We start from the raw sequence: 17,919 nt of genomic DNA, 5'->3' as shown, positions 1-17,919 counted from the left end.
CTATACAAATCTTGATTTGTATTAGGGGCTGGTTTTTTTATATATAGTATTAGTCGTTGAATGCAGTTTTGATAAAATGGCTAGAAAAAGGATATGGAGATATGCCAAGTTTCCTATTTTCTTAAAGAAATGACTAAAAAAAGTCTAATTATCAACTGGAAATAGTAAAATGTAAGAAGTATGGTAGTGTTTAATGTGGAAGACATGATTTACTAGGTCGTATCTTTTTAGTTGTAGTATCGTTCCTCTTATTTATATGGAGATTACCCTTGAATCAACAATCAAAAAAGCATCACTATTGCAACTGGTGATTTATTGGGGGTGCAAAAATGAAATTTCGCTTGTTCCTTGTTTTTATAATTGGATATGCTTTAAGTTTTATTTTATTAACAGATTTATATGACGACAGAGTTCTAAATACGTTATTTAGAGTGTGCTTTGCATTATTTTTTCTATTCGTAATTTGGCTTGTTCAACCTAAAAGAAAAAATAGCGACGATAAGGTTAAAAGAGATTGATGAGGATCAATATTGTTTTGGTCCGTAAAAATAATTGTTCCTTAAAACGAGAATTCATAGGGAGGTAAAATGGGAGAATTAGATGTTATCTTAATAATAAAAATGATTATTATTGGGCTAGTGCAAGGCTTTACAGAACCAATTCCAGTGTCATCTAGTGGACACGTAATGATTGCTAGTGAAATCTTGGGGCTAGGTGAACAAGGATTTACATTTGCTATATTAACAAACACAGCTTCACTATTTGCGATACTTTATATTTATAGAAAAGATATCGCAAGGCTTGCAGTAAATTCATTTCTTTATTTGAAAACGAAAAATCGTCGTTATAAGAGTGACTTTCGTTTTGTTTTCTTTATCATCATTGGCTCTATTCCAGCGGGTGTTCTAGGAATATTGTTAAGTGACTATATAGCAGAAAGTGTTAGCATGACAACGATTGCGGTGATGCTTTTCGTAACAGGGATTGCCTTGTGGGTAATTCGCAATCTGAAAGGTAAAAAAGACGAAAGTGATATTACAATTAAGGATGCTTTTATTGTGGGATTAGGGCAGGCTGTCGCATTAACACCCGGGATTAGTCGTTCAGGTGCAACTATTATTTCCGCAGTTGCTGTTGGAATGAAACAAGATACGGCACTTCGATTTTCATTTATGTTGTATATTCCCGTTAGCCTCGGAGGAGTTATATTAGGTCTTTCTGATTTTCTGAATGAACCGAATAAAGCAGACTTAGCAATTCCGTATTTAGCTGCTTTTATAGCAACACTATTAATGACCTATTTTGCGATGAAGTGGTTTATGGGAATTATGAAAAATGGGAAGCTGGTTTATTTTACATATTATTGTTTCATCGTAGGAGCATTACTTCTAATTTTCTTCTAATGTACTTTACTGCTTTACTTCAAGAAGGAGTAAAGCTTTTTTTATTGAACTAAACTCGCGGATTAGTTCAATAAGCAGGTATTACTGGAAGAATGTCGAAGTACTTGAACATATGAGGAATTCATCTAACAGTATGAGGGAGCGGCAAAACTATATGAGTAAAAAAATTATTTTTATTTTATATTTTTAAATTGGCATGTTTCTTGTGGTTCCAATTTTAGAATGGCTTGGTATGCCGTCATTTGCAAACATATTAGTTTATTTGTTTGGTGAGCCAGATAAAGGAAATAAAATCATTGTATCTCTGTTTTTGCTTGTTTTCTTGATAGTTCTGGTTCCTTTTATAAAATATAAGAAAAGCACATAACATTACATTAATTGCTTGATGAGACCAACAGGTAATTTAGTAAAAAAGAATACCAAAATAAAATGGGCTGGAGAACATATCCTAGCTCCATTTTTATGTATATCTTAAATAAACCTCTACCTTTAAAGAGGATGTTTTATTCTTTAAAATAATACTTTGTAAAGTATAATAAGGAAGTATTTACTTAAAATAATTCCGGGGGGTTAAGATATGGTTTCAAACAAGATGAACGCACAAAAATTGGCTTATGAATACATTAGGGAATCTATGCTTGATGGAACTTACAAAGGCGGAATGAAGTTAGTAGAGGAGCGTCTTGCAGATGAGATTGGTGTTAGTCGTACACCAATTCGAGAAGCAATTAAAAGGTTAGAGCAAGAGGGATTAATTAAGAACAAGCATATTTATAATCCGACAGCACAGGATTTGATATACATATATGAGATGCGCATAGTACTAGAAAGCTTTGCAGCGAAAAGAGCAGCGAAAAATATGACAGCGGAGAAGGTTAAAGAACTTGAGAATACCATACAGGCATCTCGTAATTCGCTTATGGAAGGACAGTCCAAAAATACATATAATGCAAACCAACGTTTTCATGATTTAATTATAAATGAATGTCAAAATCCAATAATGATTGAAAGATTAGCACAAGCTCAGACAATTTTCTATTTGTTTAGTCTAAGGCTTGATATATATAGTCGTCCAAATATAATAGATGAGCATGAAGAAATTTACAAAGCCATTAAGAGCAAGGATGAACAACTTGCTGGAGAACTCATAGCAGAACATTTATATAAAGACATGAATTTTACTCTGGAGCTTATCGGAAGGAATGGACAGTTTTAAATTATTTATTGTTTAGTCACCAAAAGTGATGATTAAATTGCATTCAAACCTATCTGAAGTAAGATGTTAAAATTTCCCAGATTATACAGAGCACTAATTTATCTAGTTAGCATATGAATTAGTGCTAAAAACTCACCACGGACAGCCTAAATACTTATAGTACCTCCATTGCACCTTTTTTGGGTGTTTTTTTATTTGGAATACTTTTCTACATAGTCCTCGTTTTCTAAACTTCACTATAAATATATCTAATTTCAATCTAAGATCTGTTAAAAATAGTCGCACTATCTTGTAAAAGCTACAGTTCATACTTGGGAAGTACCATCTTCTTAGGTACTAATATTGTCTTGTCATAAAGAAAACTGATCCTCGTTTCACTAACTTAATAAGTTATATCAAACTGAGTGAAAAGTTCTTGTTCATGATTATTTCCTAAAATTTTTAAGGTGTACAAACAACAAAAGAATATAGTAGAATAGATAATGTTGTTTTTGTATACAAAAACATATATTTTGTATACAAAATAAAATAATCTTTTGAAACGTGTTTTTACTATTGCATAAAAAGGAGAATAAGTATGACGCAATACAATTTAGAAGAACTGAGGATGCTCAATCAAGTGCTACTGGCCCTTTTCATCGTAGCTGATTTTGCACTTTTACTCTTTTTTTATAATAGTCCATTCCCTTGGTTTGCCCTATTAGGTTCTGGGATTGGTTTAGCTATCATTGTTCTTTGTTGGACAGGAAGAAAACACACTATTTTTATAGCTTCATTGCTTGCTTTTTCAGTTCTGCATACGATTGTTTACAATTGGAGCTCTATTGTGCATTAAAAGAAAAAATGAAGAATATTTATTAAGCGATTAAATAGAAAACTATTAAATTTATAGGAGGTTTTATTATGTCAGAACAAGAAAAGAATAACACTGTTTTAGACAAACGATCGTCTAGACGGACGTTTATCAAAAATTCTGGTTTGACAGTAGGGGGAGTTGTTTTAGGGGGAGCTTTAGGAAGTCTTCTAATAAAAGATGACAAATCAGCGACCACTACTAAAACTCACAATCACGCGGCAACACCTAAGGCTAACCCAAATGTAGCTTTAATGTTCTTCACACCAAACCAATATCAAGTTACTCAAGCCGCAGTGGAACGTATTTTCCCAGAAGATGCAAATGGCCCTGGTGCAAAAGAACTTAATGCAGCTATTTATATTGATCATCAGTTGGCTGGTCCATGGGGTTCTAACGTTAAAGACTACCGTTTAGGTGCATTTTATAAAGCAGAAGAAAACCAAGGTCCACAAACGAAAATACTTAGAAAAGATTTGTTTCTAGCTGGTTTAGTTAGTATAGACAAGTATAGTAATGAACAATATGAAGTTGATTTTAAAGAGTTAGAAGCTGCTAAACAAGATGAAGTTCTACTTTCTTTTAGTGAAGGTAAAGTTGAATTATATGGAAAAATTTCCTCTTCTCAATTTTTCAATTTACTACGCACATTAACTATTGAAGGTGTATATGCAGACCCAATGTATGGTGGTAACAATGAAATGTTAGGTTGGAGTATGCGTAAGTATCCAGGTTCTCGTATGCAATATGTAGCTGAAATACAAGATGAGAAATTTATCCAACTGGAACCACAAAGTTTAAATTCTCATATGGGACATTAATAATAGAGAGGACTGACATATAAATGGTTACAAAATTACCTAAAGTACCTGTTGTAGTAGTAGGAATGGGTTGGGCTGGTGGGATCGTTTCAGCTGAACTAACAAAAGCAGGCATAAGTGTTGTTGGGTTAGAACGAGGTAAAGACCGGACAACAGCTGACTATACAATGGGACATGATGAGCTTCGTTATCAACATCGTCAAGAATTAATGCAAGATCTTTCGAAGGAAACTATTACTTATAGAAATACATTATCCGGTAAGGCTTTACCAATGCGTCACTACGGTACATTCATAGTAGGTGACGGAGTAGGTGGTGCAGGGAGTCACTGGAATGGACAAACTTATCGTTTCTTACCTTATGACTTCGAAATACGTACAAAAACAATTGAGCGTTACGGAATCGAAAAAATCCCTGCTTGGATGGAAGGTCTTGAAGACTGGGGTATAACCTATGATGAGATGGAACCATACTATGATACATTCGAAAAAATGGCTGGTATTTCAGGGGAAACAGTAGAACTTTGGGGGAAACGTACGAATCCATATCCAACGCCTCCTTTAGTGAAAACACCATTAATGAAAGAATTCGAAAAAGCGGCAACAAGCTTTGGATACAAACCTTTCGTTATTCCTGCAGCAAACCTTTCTGAAGCATATACAAACCCTGACGGCATCTCTCGTGGAGCATGTCAATACTGTGCGTATTGTGAAAACTTTGGTTGTGAATATGGAGCGAAAGGTGACCCAGCAGTAACGGTAATTCCGGTTGCAAAACAAACAGGTAAGCTAGATCTTCGTACACATTCTAATGTAGTGGAATTAACTAAAAGTGGTGGTAAAGCAAACGGGGTTATTTACGTAGATATGCTAACTGGAGAAAAATTTGAGCAACCTGCAGATGTAGTTGTAGTTGCGAGTTATGTATTCAATAATTCACGTTTACTTCTAAACTCTGGTATTGGTACTCCTTATGATCCAAAAACAGGTAAAGGGACAATCGGTAAAAACTACTGTTATCAGGTAACAGCTGGAGGTTCTCAGCTATTCTTCGAGGACAAAGAGTTTAACCTATATGGTGGCGCTGGAGCATTAGGTATTGAGATTGCTGAATACATGGGGGATAACTTTGACCATGCGGAAGTAGATTTCATACATGGTGCTGGTATTCGTTCAACACAATATGGTGACCGTCCGATTGCAGTAAACCGTGTACCTGCAGGAACGCCAAACTGGGGTGCTGAGTTCAAAGAGAAATCTATTAAATATGCTAATTCAAACTTCCCAGTTAAAACGCAAGGTGCTTCTTTACCACATAAAGAAAATTATCTAGACCTTGACCCAGAATTTAAAGACGAATTTGGATATCCATTATTACGCATGACATATGAATATACAGACAATGACCGCGCGTTGGGGAAATACATGTCTAAGATTACGCGTAAATTTGCAGAAGAAATTGGTGCAGATATTATTGACACAAATGAAGAGCAAGGTCCATTTAACGTAAATAAAGATTCAAATACTCATAATACAGGTGGAGTAATTATGGGGACAGACCCTGAGAAATCAGCGCTAAATACTTACCTACAAATGTGGGAAGCTGAAAACGTGTTTGTTTTAGGTGCATCTGCATTCCCACATAATAGTTGCTTTAATCCAACTGGAACACTGGGTGCACTTTCTTATCGTGCTGCTGAAGGCATTCAAAAATATTTAAAAGAAGGCGGATTACTAGTTAAAGCATAAATGACAACTAGTTATTCTATAAAAGAACTCTTGACCGGAATTTAATTTGCGGTCAGGAGTTTTTTTGTGTAAATATGTATATGATCTGACTACAAAAATACGTCGGCTCTATAAATTTGAGAATAATATAGCAACAGATTTGTACAAAACTCTCTGAATATAGTAAAAGAATTCTCTCTTAATGTGTATGGACATACTGGAATGATCAAGAGTATGAACGTATACATCAAAACATTACCGCTTGGGTGAAAGAAATAGAAAAAATTAGAGTTGAGCAATAAACAAATCCCTATGACGTATACTATTTTACATAGTGTGCAGCATAGGGATTTCATGTGGCAGATTGTTGGAACATTAACGTTAACTTCTGTAGTATTAACAAAGAAGATACATTGTCCTTCTTAGGAAGACTAGTAAAGGGGTTAATAAAATGAAACAAAAATACGAAAAGATTTTTCAAGAATTTACGTTTTCATCAGGTGTAAAAGTAAAAAATCGAATTATGGTAGCTCCAATGACTCACTATTCCTCGGAAGAAAGCGGGGAAGTATCGGAAAGAGAGTTAGCCTATTATAAGGAGCGCTCTGGTGGTGTCGGTACATTTATCACTGCTTGTGCATATGTGATCAAGGGTGGTAAAGGATTTCCAGGGCAATTTAGCATAGATGATGATAAATTCCTTCCAGGATTGAAAAAACTAGCTCAGAGTATTCAATCGAATGGAACAAAAGCTATTATTCAAATTTATCATGGGGGCAGACAGTCGCCGGCCCAGTTATTACCAGATCAGCAACCCGTTTCAGCAAGTGCTGTTGCTGCGGAACGTGAAGGTGCAATAGTTCCGCGAGAGATGACAGAGGATGAAATTAAGCAGACAATCCAGGCTTTTGGAGATGCTACAAGAAGAGCAATAGATGCAGGCTTTGATGGAGTAGAAATCCACGGAGCTAACACTTACCTGTTACAGCAGTTCTTCTCGCCGCATTCAAATAGAAGAGAAGATCAATGGGGAGGTTCCCTTGAGAATCGTATGAAGTTTCCCATGGCAATCGTAGATTCTGTTAAACAAGCAGTAAGGGAACATGCAAAAACACCATTTATTGTTGGTTATCGAATTTCTCCAGAAGAGGGCAGTAACCCTGGGATTCAATTGGAGGATACTCTTCAATTCGTAGATAAGCTAGCTGATCAGGGCTTAGATTATCTACATGTGTCTGTGAATCATTTCTGGAATGGTTCCTTCCGTGAAGAAGATAAAACAGAGTCAAGAATTATTAAGATACATGAAAAAATAGGGGATCGGACTCCGGTAGTTGGAGTAGGTTCATTGCATACACCGGATGAGGTAGTCGAAGCGTTAGAAACGGGAGTGCCTTTCATTGCATTGGGTCGAGAACTATTAATGGAACCAAAGTGGATGGATAAAGTTCAAGCAGGCCAGGAAGATCAAATACGTAAAACTCTTTCGAGACAAGCGCAAGAAGAGTTAGTTATCCCTGATCCATTATGGGATAGACTAGTAAATGTAAAAGGTTGGTTACCAGTAGAAGATTAAAAGAGTCGAGAAAAGTGATAATCACTTTTCTCGACTCTTTTTTAGTAAGGGAATTAGATTGGTAAAAGGAATAACATAAAATTCAATGTAGTTCAATTATCTTATAAGGTGATTAACTTTGGTAGTCGAAATAATTAGTCCTTCGTGTCACTAAAGGTATACATAAATTGAGCTATATAACTCTATTATAATACTAATTAATCAAATATTCATAATAAATTTACTATTTAAATTTCGTTTGTTATTCTAGTAACAGTTCTAAGAATTAGAAGAAGGAGTGATATGTATTGAAGAAAAAAATGGTTAGTACAATAGGTATTTTAGGGCTATGTACAAGCTTGGCTTTTCCTGTTTATGCTGCGGATATGGTTAAACAAGAAACACATCATCATGAATACTCTATCTCTGGTTTTATCAGTCATGGTGAGCTCCAAAAAAAACTCCAACAACTTGAGAAGACAAGTAATGGAGTTGTACAGGTAGAGGTCGTTGGTCAATCCCATAAAGGGTTAGATATATACACTGCCAAAGTTGGAACAGGTGACAAAGTTATTCTTCTTCAAAGTGAAATTCATGGTAACGAAAAAACTGGTACAGTCGCTCTTTTAAATCTCTTAAAAACCCTTTCCACAAATTCAAAAGAAGCAAAGAAAATCCGTGAAGAAGTTACGATTGTTTTCATGCCCATGATGAATCCAGATGCATCTGAAGCGGACAAACGACGTAATAGTATGACATGGGATGAAGCAGTGAGAGATTTCCCGCAACTGGCAAGCGCTAAACCTTCTTGGAACTATTTAGACCGAGGGATTAGTCAAAGTTATAACTATGGCGAGAATCCAGGTTTCGATGTGAATAGGGATTTTAATCCAAACTTAAACTATGTCCCAGAGGCGCAAGACTTCCCAGGAGCATCTAACAAGCCAGGTTGGTTTATCACACCTGAATCACAAACTTCTCGTGATGTATATAAGGCATTAAAAGAGGAGTATGGAAATGTAGATGTCTTTGTGGATTTACATCATCAAGGGATATACTATGTGGATGGCACCTCGGATGAAGTAACGCTGTCACTATCCGCACAGTTTGTTCCAGATCCGAACACACCTGAAGGAGCGAAATACGCCCAATATGCTGATAACTACAACTATGATTTTTCAAGACAATTGAACGTTGCAGCTTATAACGAACTTCAATCTTATGGTAACTCAAAGTTCAAGAATATTTCACTCTATTCTCAAGGGCTTGATCTCCCGGGCACAGCTCTTGGAAGCTATGCGCTGAATGGTAGTGGAACTGTGCTTTTTGAGGTGAAAGGTCAGACACAAACGATGGGGCAGAAGCAAAAAGGACAACTTGTTAAATCGGTTGAACGTGGACTAGAAGCAATTATTAAAGGCGTCGCAGATGGTTCTGTAGAAACATTGAATCCGGAAGATTATGAGAAGATTCCACTAACATCTAACAGACCTTCTTGATGTTTTGAATTAAATAATATTCCTACGTAATGCCCATTCTGTAGGATAAATTTTGATGAATAAATATGCCCGTAAATTCCAAATAAGGAGCATTTCCCGTAATTAAAATTGGTAATGTGCTCTATATTTAGGGTCCAACTGATAGGCGTTATAGTTACCTATTGAGGATGAAAAAGAGCCGTGAAAAGTGATTAAACACTTCTCTCGGCTTCTTTCCTCTGTATATCATGATGGAGTATTTCACATAGTGAAGGTGTTTAAATGGAGTTTTTCATTTTACAGGACTATGATTAGAGTAGATTATCATGAAAAAGGAGTTGCTAAAAATGGGACAATCATTAAAAGGAAAAGTGGCATTTGTAACGGGAGCAGGAAGAGGGATTGGCGAAGCGATAGCTATTGCTTTAGCAAAAGAAGGAGTAAACGTTGGATTACTTGCAAGAACAGAGGAAGCATTAAAGGGTGTAGCTGAAGAAATTGGTACCTTAAATGTTAAAGTAGCTTATGCGCCAGCAGACGTTTCTTCATTAGAAGAAGTGAAACAAGCAATAGAAGAACTAACTAGTGAATTAGGAACTGCCGATATATTAATAAATAATGCAGGAATTGGTGGCTTTGAGAAACTAGTAGACACAGATCCTGTAGAGTGGAAAAAGATTATTGATGTTAACTTAATGGGTACTTATTATGTAACACATACAGTACTTCCACAACTGATTGAAAAAAATGGAGGAGATATTATTAACATCTCTTCAACAAATGGATTAAATGGTGCGCCTGGTTCAAGTGCATATAGTGCATCTAAATTTGGGGTTATTGGGCTGACAGAATCATTAGCTCAAGAAGTCCGCCGTAATAATATACGCGTGACCGCATTAACTCCAAGTACAGTCGTAACAGAGCTAGCTACCAATTCTTCTTTAGTGGATAAAGATAAAATCGACCAATTTATGCAACCAGAAGATATAGCTGAGTTCATTGTGTCACAACTAAAATTAGATCCGAGAATTTATGTGAAAACAGCTAGCTTATTAGCAACAAATCCTTTCTAAATAAGTCACTTTAAAAAGACCCATTCCTAGAGGAATGGGTCTTTTGTGTGTAACTTTATTAGCGTCGTTCTATTGGCATAGAGCAACAGCGGAAGGAACCACCTGATTTTATGATTTCCGAGAAATCGACCTCTATCACTTGATAGCCATGCTGCCTCATTTGAAGATTAACGTCATGATTAATTGGTAAACTGATTACTCGATTTTGTCCAATAGATAATACATTGGTACCCATTGAGAACTGCTCACTTTCGCTCACTTCGATTAAATTATACATACTCGATAATAGCTCCACCATATTTTTGTCGAGCGCATCAGGAAAAATCAATGCATCTTTTGCAGAGAGAATATTGAATACACAGTCAAGGTGCAAGTATTTTGGGTTAAAAACAATAGGTAGGATATCGAAATCTGTTAGCTCTTTTTGTAAAACTTTAATAGCGTCCATAGATGTACGATGGCCAATCCCGATAAACACTCGATGGCCATCCACGATAACATCGCCACCTTCTATGGAGTGTTCAGAAAGCTTTTTGTAAAAGATGTCATGTTCATTCATCCAATGAGCTAACACTTTCTCTTCACCCTGACGAATCGGATTTGCCATTTCGGAAATAAACAAATGATTGCCCAAGGTAAAGCCTATATCTCTTGTGAAAACTTGTTCGGGATGGTCTTTGCTTGGTGTTAATTTAATTACTTCCACACCGGCATTCTCTAAGGCTTTTTCAAATTGTTGATGTTGTGAAATAGCAAGTGAACGGTCAATATTATCATTTACATATTGTTTCTGAACATCATTAATTACTTCTTTAATTTCCATATATTGAGGTTCGCATAAGACGACTTTTTTTAGTGTTTCATATTCACTTTGACAATGTATTTGAGATTGATCTTGAATTATTTTTACCATAAGGAATCCTCCACTTTTTTAATTCATTCTTCTTTTCTATTCCCTATATTTTTCATTGTATAACCTTTTTCAGTGAAGTTTATTTGAATTTTAATATCATTGTTTTAGGGAATTTAAGATTGGGTAAAGACAAGACTAAGAGATGTATGAATAATGATTGTGGAGGCGATTGTATGATTACAAAGGAACAGGCATTATTGACAAAAGAAGATTTTCATACTAGAACCGACTTACCAAATTGGCTGTATAAGGAATATGAAACTTTCCACAACACAGTAACGGATAAGACGTTTCCTTGTTTTTTTGGAATGAGTGGAGAATTGAAAGGGGAGCTTCGTTATGCATATATTAGCCAAGAAGACTGGAGTAATCTACCTTCTGCAGTGGAAGGCTTTCTAGATCTGTTTAAATTACCAAATTACAAAAGACATGGTCTCTTTGTATTTGTAGAGCCTTTTGAGCAAGAGGGTTCTATCGAGGATTATCGTAAGCAATTCTGGGATATCCTTCAATACTTACATGAAATGGATGAAGTTGAATGGCCAGAAGACAGTCCACGCGACCCTGATCATCATTTATGGGATTTTCGATTCAATGGAGAGCCAATCTTCGTGTTTGGAAATGCTCCTGCATATAAGAAGAGAAAGACACGTCACTTAGGGAATGCAATGGTTCTTGGATTTCAGCCTCGCAAAATCTTCGAAGGACTAGAAGGAACTGAAAAGGGTGGTATTATGTCGCGTGAAAAGGTTCGTAAACGAGTAGAGGTTTGGGACCAACTTCCTAAGCATCCAGATATCGGCCACTTCGGAGATCCAACACATAATGAATGGAAGCAATCCTTTATTGGGGATGATATTGAACCCATTCAAGGAAAGTGTCCTTTCCATCATAAATTAGAAGCTTAATATTAAGTCCCATCTGAAATTTCCTTGAAGATGTGGGTGTTAAATAGACCAATTTAAAATGGTGGTCAATAAATACTCCGTCACACAAAAGGAAATTTCTTTTTATTTTGTCTTTTTCATGACATATGCCTTGCAAAAATAAATGTTATAGCGTAAAATACAATTAACAAATAACAAACTGTTAATTAAAATAAAGAGCGAGTACTATAATAGAAAGGCAGGTACTATGATGGGGAAATATAAGTCCGAAGAAGAAATGTTAGAGAATTACGATGCAAATAAATATAAAACGCCCGACGGATATACAAGTGATATTGCCGTATTTACCATCATTTCAACTGAGGTAGAAAAGCATAAACCACCTGTAAAAGAATTGAAGTTGATGTTGATACAACGAGCAGCGAAGGATGCAGAGGGCGAGCCAAATGTAGAAGGTAGTAAATGGGCATTGCCAGGTGGTTTTGTTCAGCCAGATGAAACAGCATTTGAAGCAGCTTCGAGAGAACTTGAAGAGGAGACAGGGGTAACCAATCTCAAGATGAAACACTTTGGCACTTACGATAAACCTGGACGTGACAAACGTGCTTGGATTATCTCCAACGCCCATTATGCGATTGTGCCAGAAAACCAGTTAGTCAAACGCAAAGCAGCTGATGATGCTTCGGATGTACAGCTATTCAACTTAGAAGAAATCAGTCAGTTAGAGCTCGCTTTCGACCACCAACAAATAATTTCAGATGCCATTTGGATTATAAAGAAAGATATGGCTCTTACTACATTAGCAAAAAACTTTTTACCGAAAGAATTCGTATTGTCGGAATTACAAGGCGTACTATTAACCGTATTGGATGATTCCTGGATTAAACTTGATTCACAGTTTTTTAGAAAAGCACCATCCTTGCCATTCATTGAAAAAGTAATGGATGAAGGGGAGTTAAAAAAATCTAATAAATGGTCTAAAAACAAAGCACAATTATATAGATTTACCGATTACGAGCCTTTTGTTTCTATCTATAATGCAAATTATTAATTTTTTTCTATGTATTAATTAACAATTTAACAATTGATGATTTATTTAATATAAAGGAGCGGATGAATGATGAACAAAGCATTGTTGAATATTGATTACACGGTAGATTTTGTGGCGGACAATGGAGCATTAACATGTGGTAAACCAGGACAGGATATCGAGGGAGCCATTTTACATGTAACGGAAGAATTTATAGCTGCTGGCGACTTGGTCGTTTTTGCGATTGATACTCATCAAAAGGATGACCAGTACCACCCTGAATCTAAGCTATTTCCCCCTCACAATATAGAGGGAACCGAAGGAAGAGATTTGTTTGGAAAACTCAAAGATGTATATGAAAATAATAAGAATAGTGAACAAGTCTATTGGATGAACAAAACTAGGTATTCGGCGTTTGCCGGTACAGACTTAGAGTTAAAGCTAAGAGAAAGACAAATTACAGAAGTTCACTTAGTCGGTGTATGTACCGATATTTGCGTACTTCATACAGCAGTGGACGCGTATAACAAGGGCTTTAAAGTAGTCGTTTATAAGGATGCTGTCGCGAGCTTCAACCAACTAGGTCATGAATGGGCTCTAGGTCATTTCCAAAACAGCATAGGTGCAGAAGTCCGATAAAACCATCTATAAACTAGTAAGTGGGTATTAAAATGAGACGGAGGGGTACGCATGAAAACAAATTACAAAGACGATGGTTTTGCGTTACACACAGATCTTTACCAAATCAATATGGCAGAAACATACTGGGAAGATAATATACACAACCGTAAAGCTGTTTTTGAAGTATATTTTCGAAAGTTACCATTCGGTAATGGGTATGCAGTGTATGCCGGGTTAGAAAGAATTGTTGAATATATTTCTAACTTTCAATTCACAAAGAGTGATATAGAATATCTTCAAAACGAACTAGGTTACGAAGAAGACTTTTTAGCATATCTTCAAACGCTGAGATTCACTGGAACAATTCGTTCGATGAAAGAAGGAGAATTGGTCTTCCATAACGAACCTATGTTACGTATTGAAGCTCCTTTAGCGGAAGGACAATTGATAGAGACGGCTATACTGAATATCGTCAATTATCAAACGTTAATAGCGACAAAAGCTTCTAGAATGAAACAAGTAATTGGTGATCAAACCGCTATTGAATTTGGTACGAGGCGCGCACAAGAAATGGATGCAGCTATTTGGGGAACAAGAGCAGCTTTTATCGGAGGATTTGAAGCAACTAGTAATGTGCGAGCTGGGAAATTATTTGGTATACCTGTATCTGGTACGCACGCCCATTCTATGGTTCAAGCGTATCGTGACGAGTATACCGCATTTCATAAGTATGCGAAAAGACATAAAGATTGTACTTTCTTAGTAGATACGTATGACACTTTAAAGTCTGGCGTTCCTACTGCTATCAAAGTAGCAAAAGAGCTAGGCGATAAGATTAACTTCAAAGCCATTCGCTTGGACAGTGGTGATTTAGCTTATCTATCCAAAGAAGCGAGAAAGATGCTAGACGAAGCCGGTTTCAAACAGACGAAAATTGTTGCATCTAATGATTTGGATGAATATACTATTTCTCAATTAAAACATCAAGGAGCTAAAATTGATGCTTGGGGAATCGGCACTAAGCTAATTACTGCTTATGACCAAGCGGCATTAGGAGCAGTTTACAAATTGGTATCTATTGAAGATGATCATGGAAATATGGTAGATACCATTAAGATTTCTGGAAACCCAGAGAAGGTTACTACACCTGGACTTAAAAAAGTCTACCGTATTATTAACCTGACGAGTAATAAGTCAGAAGGTGATTACATCGCAATGGATGATGAAAAACCAGAACAACAAGAAAAGTTGAAAATGTTCCATCCGGTTCATACGTATATCAGTAAGTTCGTAACAAATTACGAGGCTAAAGAACTTCATCATGACATATTTGTGGATGGTAAACAGGTATACGAATTACCAGGAATATTAGAAATCCAACAAGATGTGAAAGAAAACTTGTTGTTCCTATGGGATGAATATAAAAGACTTCTGAATCCCGAAGAATACCCCGTTGACTTAAGTCAAAAATGTTGGGATAACAAAATGGTTAATATTCAACAGGTGAAAGAAAAAGTAGAGGCACGCTAAATAAAATTATGTTAAGACAGTTTAACTACTATTGAATATGTGGAGGTAATCTAATGGCTAAGATAGGAATTTATGGTTCGTCCTTTGATCCCATTACCAATGTCCATCTTTTTACAGCAAGTACAATAGCAAATCGTTGCAAGTTAGATAAGGTCATCTTTTTACCTTGCTCCAACAAAAGAAAAGATAAAACGATGAATACAGAAGACGAACATCGCTGGAATATGCTAGAAATGGCGATTAAATCGGATGAAAAATTCACTTTAGATAATTTTGAAATGAAGCAAGATGCCTGGAAAATCTCCACCTATGACACAATGAAGCACTTAAAGACAGTATACCCAGAGGATGATTTATATTTCATTATGGGAGCAGACTTATTAGTGGATATCGGAGATGGTAAGTGGGGAAGTGCAGATAAACTAGTGAGTGAAAATAAATTTATTGTCATGGCTAGAGATGGTATTGATATGCTGAAAGCGATAAGTGGTTCTCCTTTACTGCGAAATAACGACGATGGGAGCACTTTCCACTTAATCGATAAGGGTATTGCCATGGAAATTAGCTCTACTTATATTCGTGATGAATTTGCAATTGGGGGAGAAGCAAAATACCTCTTGCCTACAAGTTGCTATAAGTACATTAAAGAAAATGAATTATATGGATGGAAAAATTCGTAAAAGGAAATTGGATCAAAATAAATAATGAAATATATGCTGATTTTAATAGTTAGCTTGTATAAGAAAGTAGGCTCGGAAAAGTATTTCCGGGTCTATTTTTCTTTACCAATGTTTTTTAATCTACTATATCCCAAAATTGAGCGGCCACTTTTGAGGTAGGTGCATTTTTTAGTTTTAAGATGATAGGTTCCACACTATGGTTAAACTGTTTCAATTCGAAAAGGGTGAGATTTTCTAGAAAGGTAGATGCATAATCCATATTTGGAATAATCGATACTCCTAAACCTTTACTAACAAGTGAGGCTACCATAGCAATATCTTTACACTCAATTATAATATTTGGTTCTACATGATGTTCTTCAAACGCTCTATGTATTTCTCCATGAAAAGAATGTCCTTCTATTGCACCCAACATGATAAAAGGTAATTTAGCTATCTGATTAAAAGTTATATGTGAATCTAAAAATGATGTCGACCAGTTAGTTGGGACAATTACAACATAAGGTTGTTTTTTTAATACTTTTATCTCATATTGTTCACTGGTGCTCAGACGTAAAAGAAATGCCAAGTCTATTTCTCTTTGTTCGAGTCGTTTTAATAATTCATCGGAGTTACCGTTAACAATACTAATTTTAACGTTAGGAGATTGTGTTCTAAATGTTCTTACGTAATCAATCATCATATTCGAGCATGCGGAAGAAACACCGATACGAATCGTTCCGGCTTTTCCTTGTTCTACTTCTTGAATTCGTCGCTCAACATCCTGTCTTTGCATTAGTGTTTGCTCCGCATATTGATACAATATTTCTCCTGTTTCAGTCAGTTCCCATTTTTTTCGATATCGATGGATTAAAGTTGTGCCAAGGTCATTTTCTAGTTTCTTTAAAAGTTGACTGAGTGGTGGCTGTGCTATATGTAGGGCTTCTGCAGCTTTAGAAATACTGGAATGCTTTACGATTTCTCTAAAGTAATGTAATTGTCGAATATCCATCCGTACACCTCATTATATGTATTTTCATATGAATAGTTTATCATATATATATTTTTAGTATATTGAATTGGATGATATGATGGATAGGAGATTAATAAAGGAAGCGAAATTACTTATGAATCATAAGAATGTTACGATGAAGCGCCTTACTTTATATATAGGTGGCTTATTTTTTTTGACACTTGGTGTTAGTTTATCGATTCAAGCAGGACTTGGTGTATCACCTGTTTCTTCTCTGGCATATGCACTTGTCTTAACGTCAGGCTTATCAATCGGTATTACCACAGTCCTTGCAAATATATTATTTATACTTGTTCAAATCATTTTAAGCAAACGTATGGATATAAAAGATTTAATGCTTCAATTAATTATTTCGGTTGTATTTGGTTTCTTTATGGATGCTACATTATTCCTCGTGCAATTACTGCCTACACCTGAATCTATAGTATTGCGTTGTGTATATTTGATTATTAGTTTATTTGTCGTATCAGCAGGATTAATCGGATATTTCACCGCAAAACTACCTCTAATGCCCTACGATGCGTTAACGTATGTTATTAGCGAACAGTTTAAAATCAAGTTTAGTAAAGCAAAGATTACGGGTGATTTAATAAATGTTTTTGTCGCAGCTATAATGGGTTTAGTTTTTATACAGTCCTTTGGAGCAATTGGTATCGGTACTATAGTTGCCGCTTATTTTATCGGAAAAATATTGGGGTGGATGATATCACGCTTTCAAGAACCTCTGCAACAGTGGGTAAGTCAAAATGAAAAAGTAATTCTCTAAATGAAGTAAGTCATTTTAAAATAAATTAAAGTATATATAGTGAAAAAAGGGACACAACTAAACGTTGTGTCCCTTTTTGGCATCCTTCAATTAGTAAGATCTATCCCTCTCACTCATATCACGTCGATTTGGAGACATTGAACCTTGCTTTGGTGTTAAATAACCAAGTTCAGCCAACTCTAGAGAAATCTCTTCTTTCTTACTAGTTGCAGGTCGTCTCGCCATAGAACCTCTTTTATTAGCCCCTAGATGAGTACCATTTCTCATAAGAAAACCCCTCTCGACGTTTTTTGATGCCTACTTAATATGGTCTGAAATACAGGGAAAATACAATTTTTACGATATGAATAAATA

Annotated in this window: 18 protein-coding genes; 15 read left to right on the top strand and 3 right to left on the bottom strand. The window is 35.8% G+C overall.

Going from position 1 to position 17,919, the window contains the following annotated elements:
• Window positions 1-329 precede the first annotated feature (329 nt).
• From BM260_RS06540 to BM260_RS06500, 9 genes are all read left to right on the top strand, one after another.
• Window positions 330-518, top strand: a complete 189-nt coding sequence (locus BM260_RS06540; RefSeq protein ID WP_093536278.1) for a hypothetical protein — start codon at window positions 330-332, stop codon at window positions 516-518.
• A 69-nt stretch (window positions 519-587) separates the two neighbouring features.
• The gene (locus tag BM260_RS06535; protein ID WP_093536276.1) at window positions 588-1,403 is read left to right on the top strand and encodes an undecaprenyl-diphosphate phosphatase; all 816 of its coding nucleotides are present in this window, start codon (window positions 588-590) and stop codon (window positions 1,401-1,403) included.
• 577 nt (window positions 1,404-1,980) lie between these two features.
• Complete coding sequence (locus tag BM260_RS06530) at window positions 1,981-2,619, top strand: GntR family transcriptional regulator (RefSeq protein WP_093536274.1); 639 nt, start codon at window positions 1,981-1,983, stop codon at window positions 2,617-2,619.
• A gap of 577 nt (window positions 2,620-3,196) precedes the next feature.
• Entirely contained in the window at window positions 3,197-3,454 is a 258-nt protein-coding gene (locus BM260_RS06525; protein WP_093536272.1) for a hypothetical protein, read from the top strand.
• 68 nt (window positions 3,455-3,522) lie between these two features.
• Entirely contained in the window at window positions 3,523-4,293 is a 771-nt protein-coding gene (locus tag BM260_RS06520) for a gluconate 2-dehydrogenase subunit 3 family protein (protein WP_093536270.1), read from the top strand.
• Between the two features lie 23 nt (window positions 4,294-4,316).
• Window positions 4,317-6,041: a GMC family oxidoreductase gene (locus BM260_RS06515; protein ID WP_093536268.1), complete on the top strand. Its 1,725-nt coding sequence runs from the start codon at window positions 4,317-4,319 to the stop codon at window positions 6,039-6,041.
• Between the two features lie 430 nt (window positions 6,042-6,471).
• Window positions 6,472-7,596, top strand: a complete 1,125-nt coding sequence (locus tag BM260_RS06510; protein ID WP_093536266.1) for an NADH-dependent flavin oxidoreductase — start codon at window positions 6,472-6,474, stop codon at window positions 7,594-7,596.
• Window positions 7,597-7,883: 287 nt separating this feature from the next.
• Window positions 7,884-9,074 (top strand): M14 family zinc carboxypeptidase, encoded by a 1,191-nt coding sequence (locus BM260_RS06505; RefSeq protein WP_245762650.1) that lies wholly within the window; start codon window positions 7,884-7,886, stop codon window positions 9,072-9,074.
• Between the two features lie 326 nt (window positions 9,075-9,400).
• Window positions 9,401-10,126 carry a 3-ketoacyl-ACP reductase gene (locus tag BM260_RS06500; protein WP_093536264.1) on the top strand — a complete coding sequence of 242 codons (726 nt, stop codon included), beginning with the start codon at window positions 9,401-9,403 and terminating at the stop codon, window positions 10,124-10,126.
• 58 nt (window positions 10,127-10,184) lie between these two features.
• On the opposite strand, the gene BM260_RS06495 is transcribed toward BM260_RS06500, so the two are convergent.
• The gene (locus BM260_RS06495) at window positions 10,185-11,039 is read right to left on the bottom strand and encodes a dimethylarginine dimethylaminohydrolase family protein (protein WP_093536262.1); all 855 of its coding nucleotides are present in this window, start codon (window positions 11,037-11,039) and stop codon (window positions 10,185-10,187) included.
• Between the two features lie 173 nt (window positions 11,040-11,212).
• Here BM260_RS06495 and BM260_RS06490 point away from each other — a divergent pair, with 173 nt between their 5' ends.
• From BM260_RS06490 to nadD, 5 genes are all read left to right on the top strand, one after another.
• Complete coding sequence (locus BM260_RS06490; RefSeq protein ID WP_093536260.1) at window positions 11,213-11,947, top strand: YqcI/YcgG family protein; 735 nt, start codon at window positions 11,213-11,215, stop codon at window positions 11,945-11,947.
• A 229-nt stretch (window positions 11,948-12,176) separates the two neighbouring features.
• Window positions 12,177-12,977, top strand: coding sequence for an NUDIX domain-containing protein (locus BM260_RS06485; protein WP_093536734.1), 801 nt, complete (start codon window positions 12,177-12,179; stop codon window positions 12,975-12,977).
• 69 nt (window positions 12,978-13,046) lie between these two features.
• Window positions 13,047-13,595, top strand: coding sequence for a cysteine hydrolase family protein (locus BM260_RS06480; protein WP_093536732.1), 549 nt, complete (start codon window positions 13,047-13,049; stop codon window positions 13,593-13,595).
• Between the two features lie 51 nt (window positions 13,596-13,646).
• On the top strand, window positions 13,647-15,107 hold the full coding sequence (locus BM260_RS06475) for a nicotinate phosphoribosyltransferase (RefSeq protein ID WP_093536258.1): 1,461 nt from the start codon (window positions 13,647-13,649) through the stop codon (window positions 15,105-15,107).
• A gap of 53 nt (window positions 15,108-15,160) precedes the next feature.
• Window positions 15,161-15,787 (top strand): nicotinate (nicotinamide) nucleotide adenylyltransferase, encoded by a 627-nt coding sequence (gene nadD / locus BM260_RS06470; protein WP_093536256.1) that lies wholly within the window; start codon window positions 15,161-15,163, stop codon window positions 15,785-15,787.
• Between the two features lie 115 nt (window positions 15,788-15,902).
• Here nadD and BM260_RS06465 read toward each other — a convergent pair whose 3' ends face one another.
• The gene (locus BM260_RS06465) at window positions 15,903-16,778 is read right to left on the bottom strand and encodes a LysR family transcriptional regulator (RefSeq protein ID WP_093536254.1); all 876 of its coding nucleotides are present in this window, start codon (window positions 16,776-16,778) and stop codon (window positions 15,903-15,905) included.
• 115 nt (window positions 16,779-16,893) lie between these two features.
• Between BM260_RS06465 and BM260_RS06460 the strand changes: the two genes are divergently transcribed.
• Window positions 16,894-17,565: a YczE/YyaS/YitT family protein gene (locus BM260_RS06460; RefSeq protein ID WP_093536252.1), complete on the top strand. Its 672-nt coding sequence runs from the start codon at window positions 16,894-16,896 to the stop codon at window positions 17,563-17,565.
• A 90-nt stretch (window positions 17,566-17,655) separates the two neighbouring features.
• On the opposite strand, the gene BM260_RS18390 is transcribed toward BM260_RS06460, so the two are convergent.
• A complete protein-coding gene (locus tag BM260_RS18390; protein ID WP_175496217.1) occupies window positions 17,656-17,832 on the bottom strand; it encodes a hypothetical protein in 177 nt (58 codons plus the stop codon).
• Window positions 17,833-17,919 lie beyond the last annotated feature (87 nt).

This window comes from Psychrobacillus psychrotolerans, assembly GCF_900115805.1.
Lineage (GTDB): Bacteria > Bacillota > Bacilli > Bacillales_A > Planococcaceae > Psychrobacillus > Psychrobacillus psychrotolerans.
Note: the sequence above shows the minus strand (reverse complement) of the source record. Positions and strands in the feature narration are given on the sequence as shown.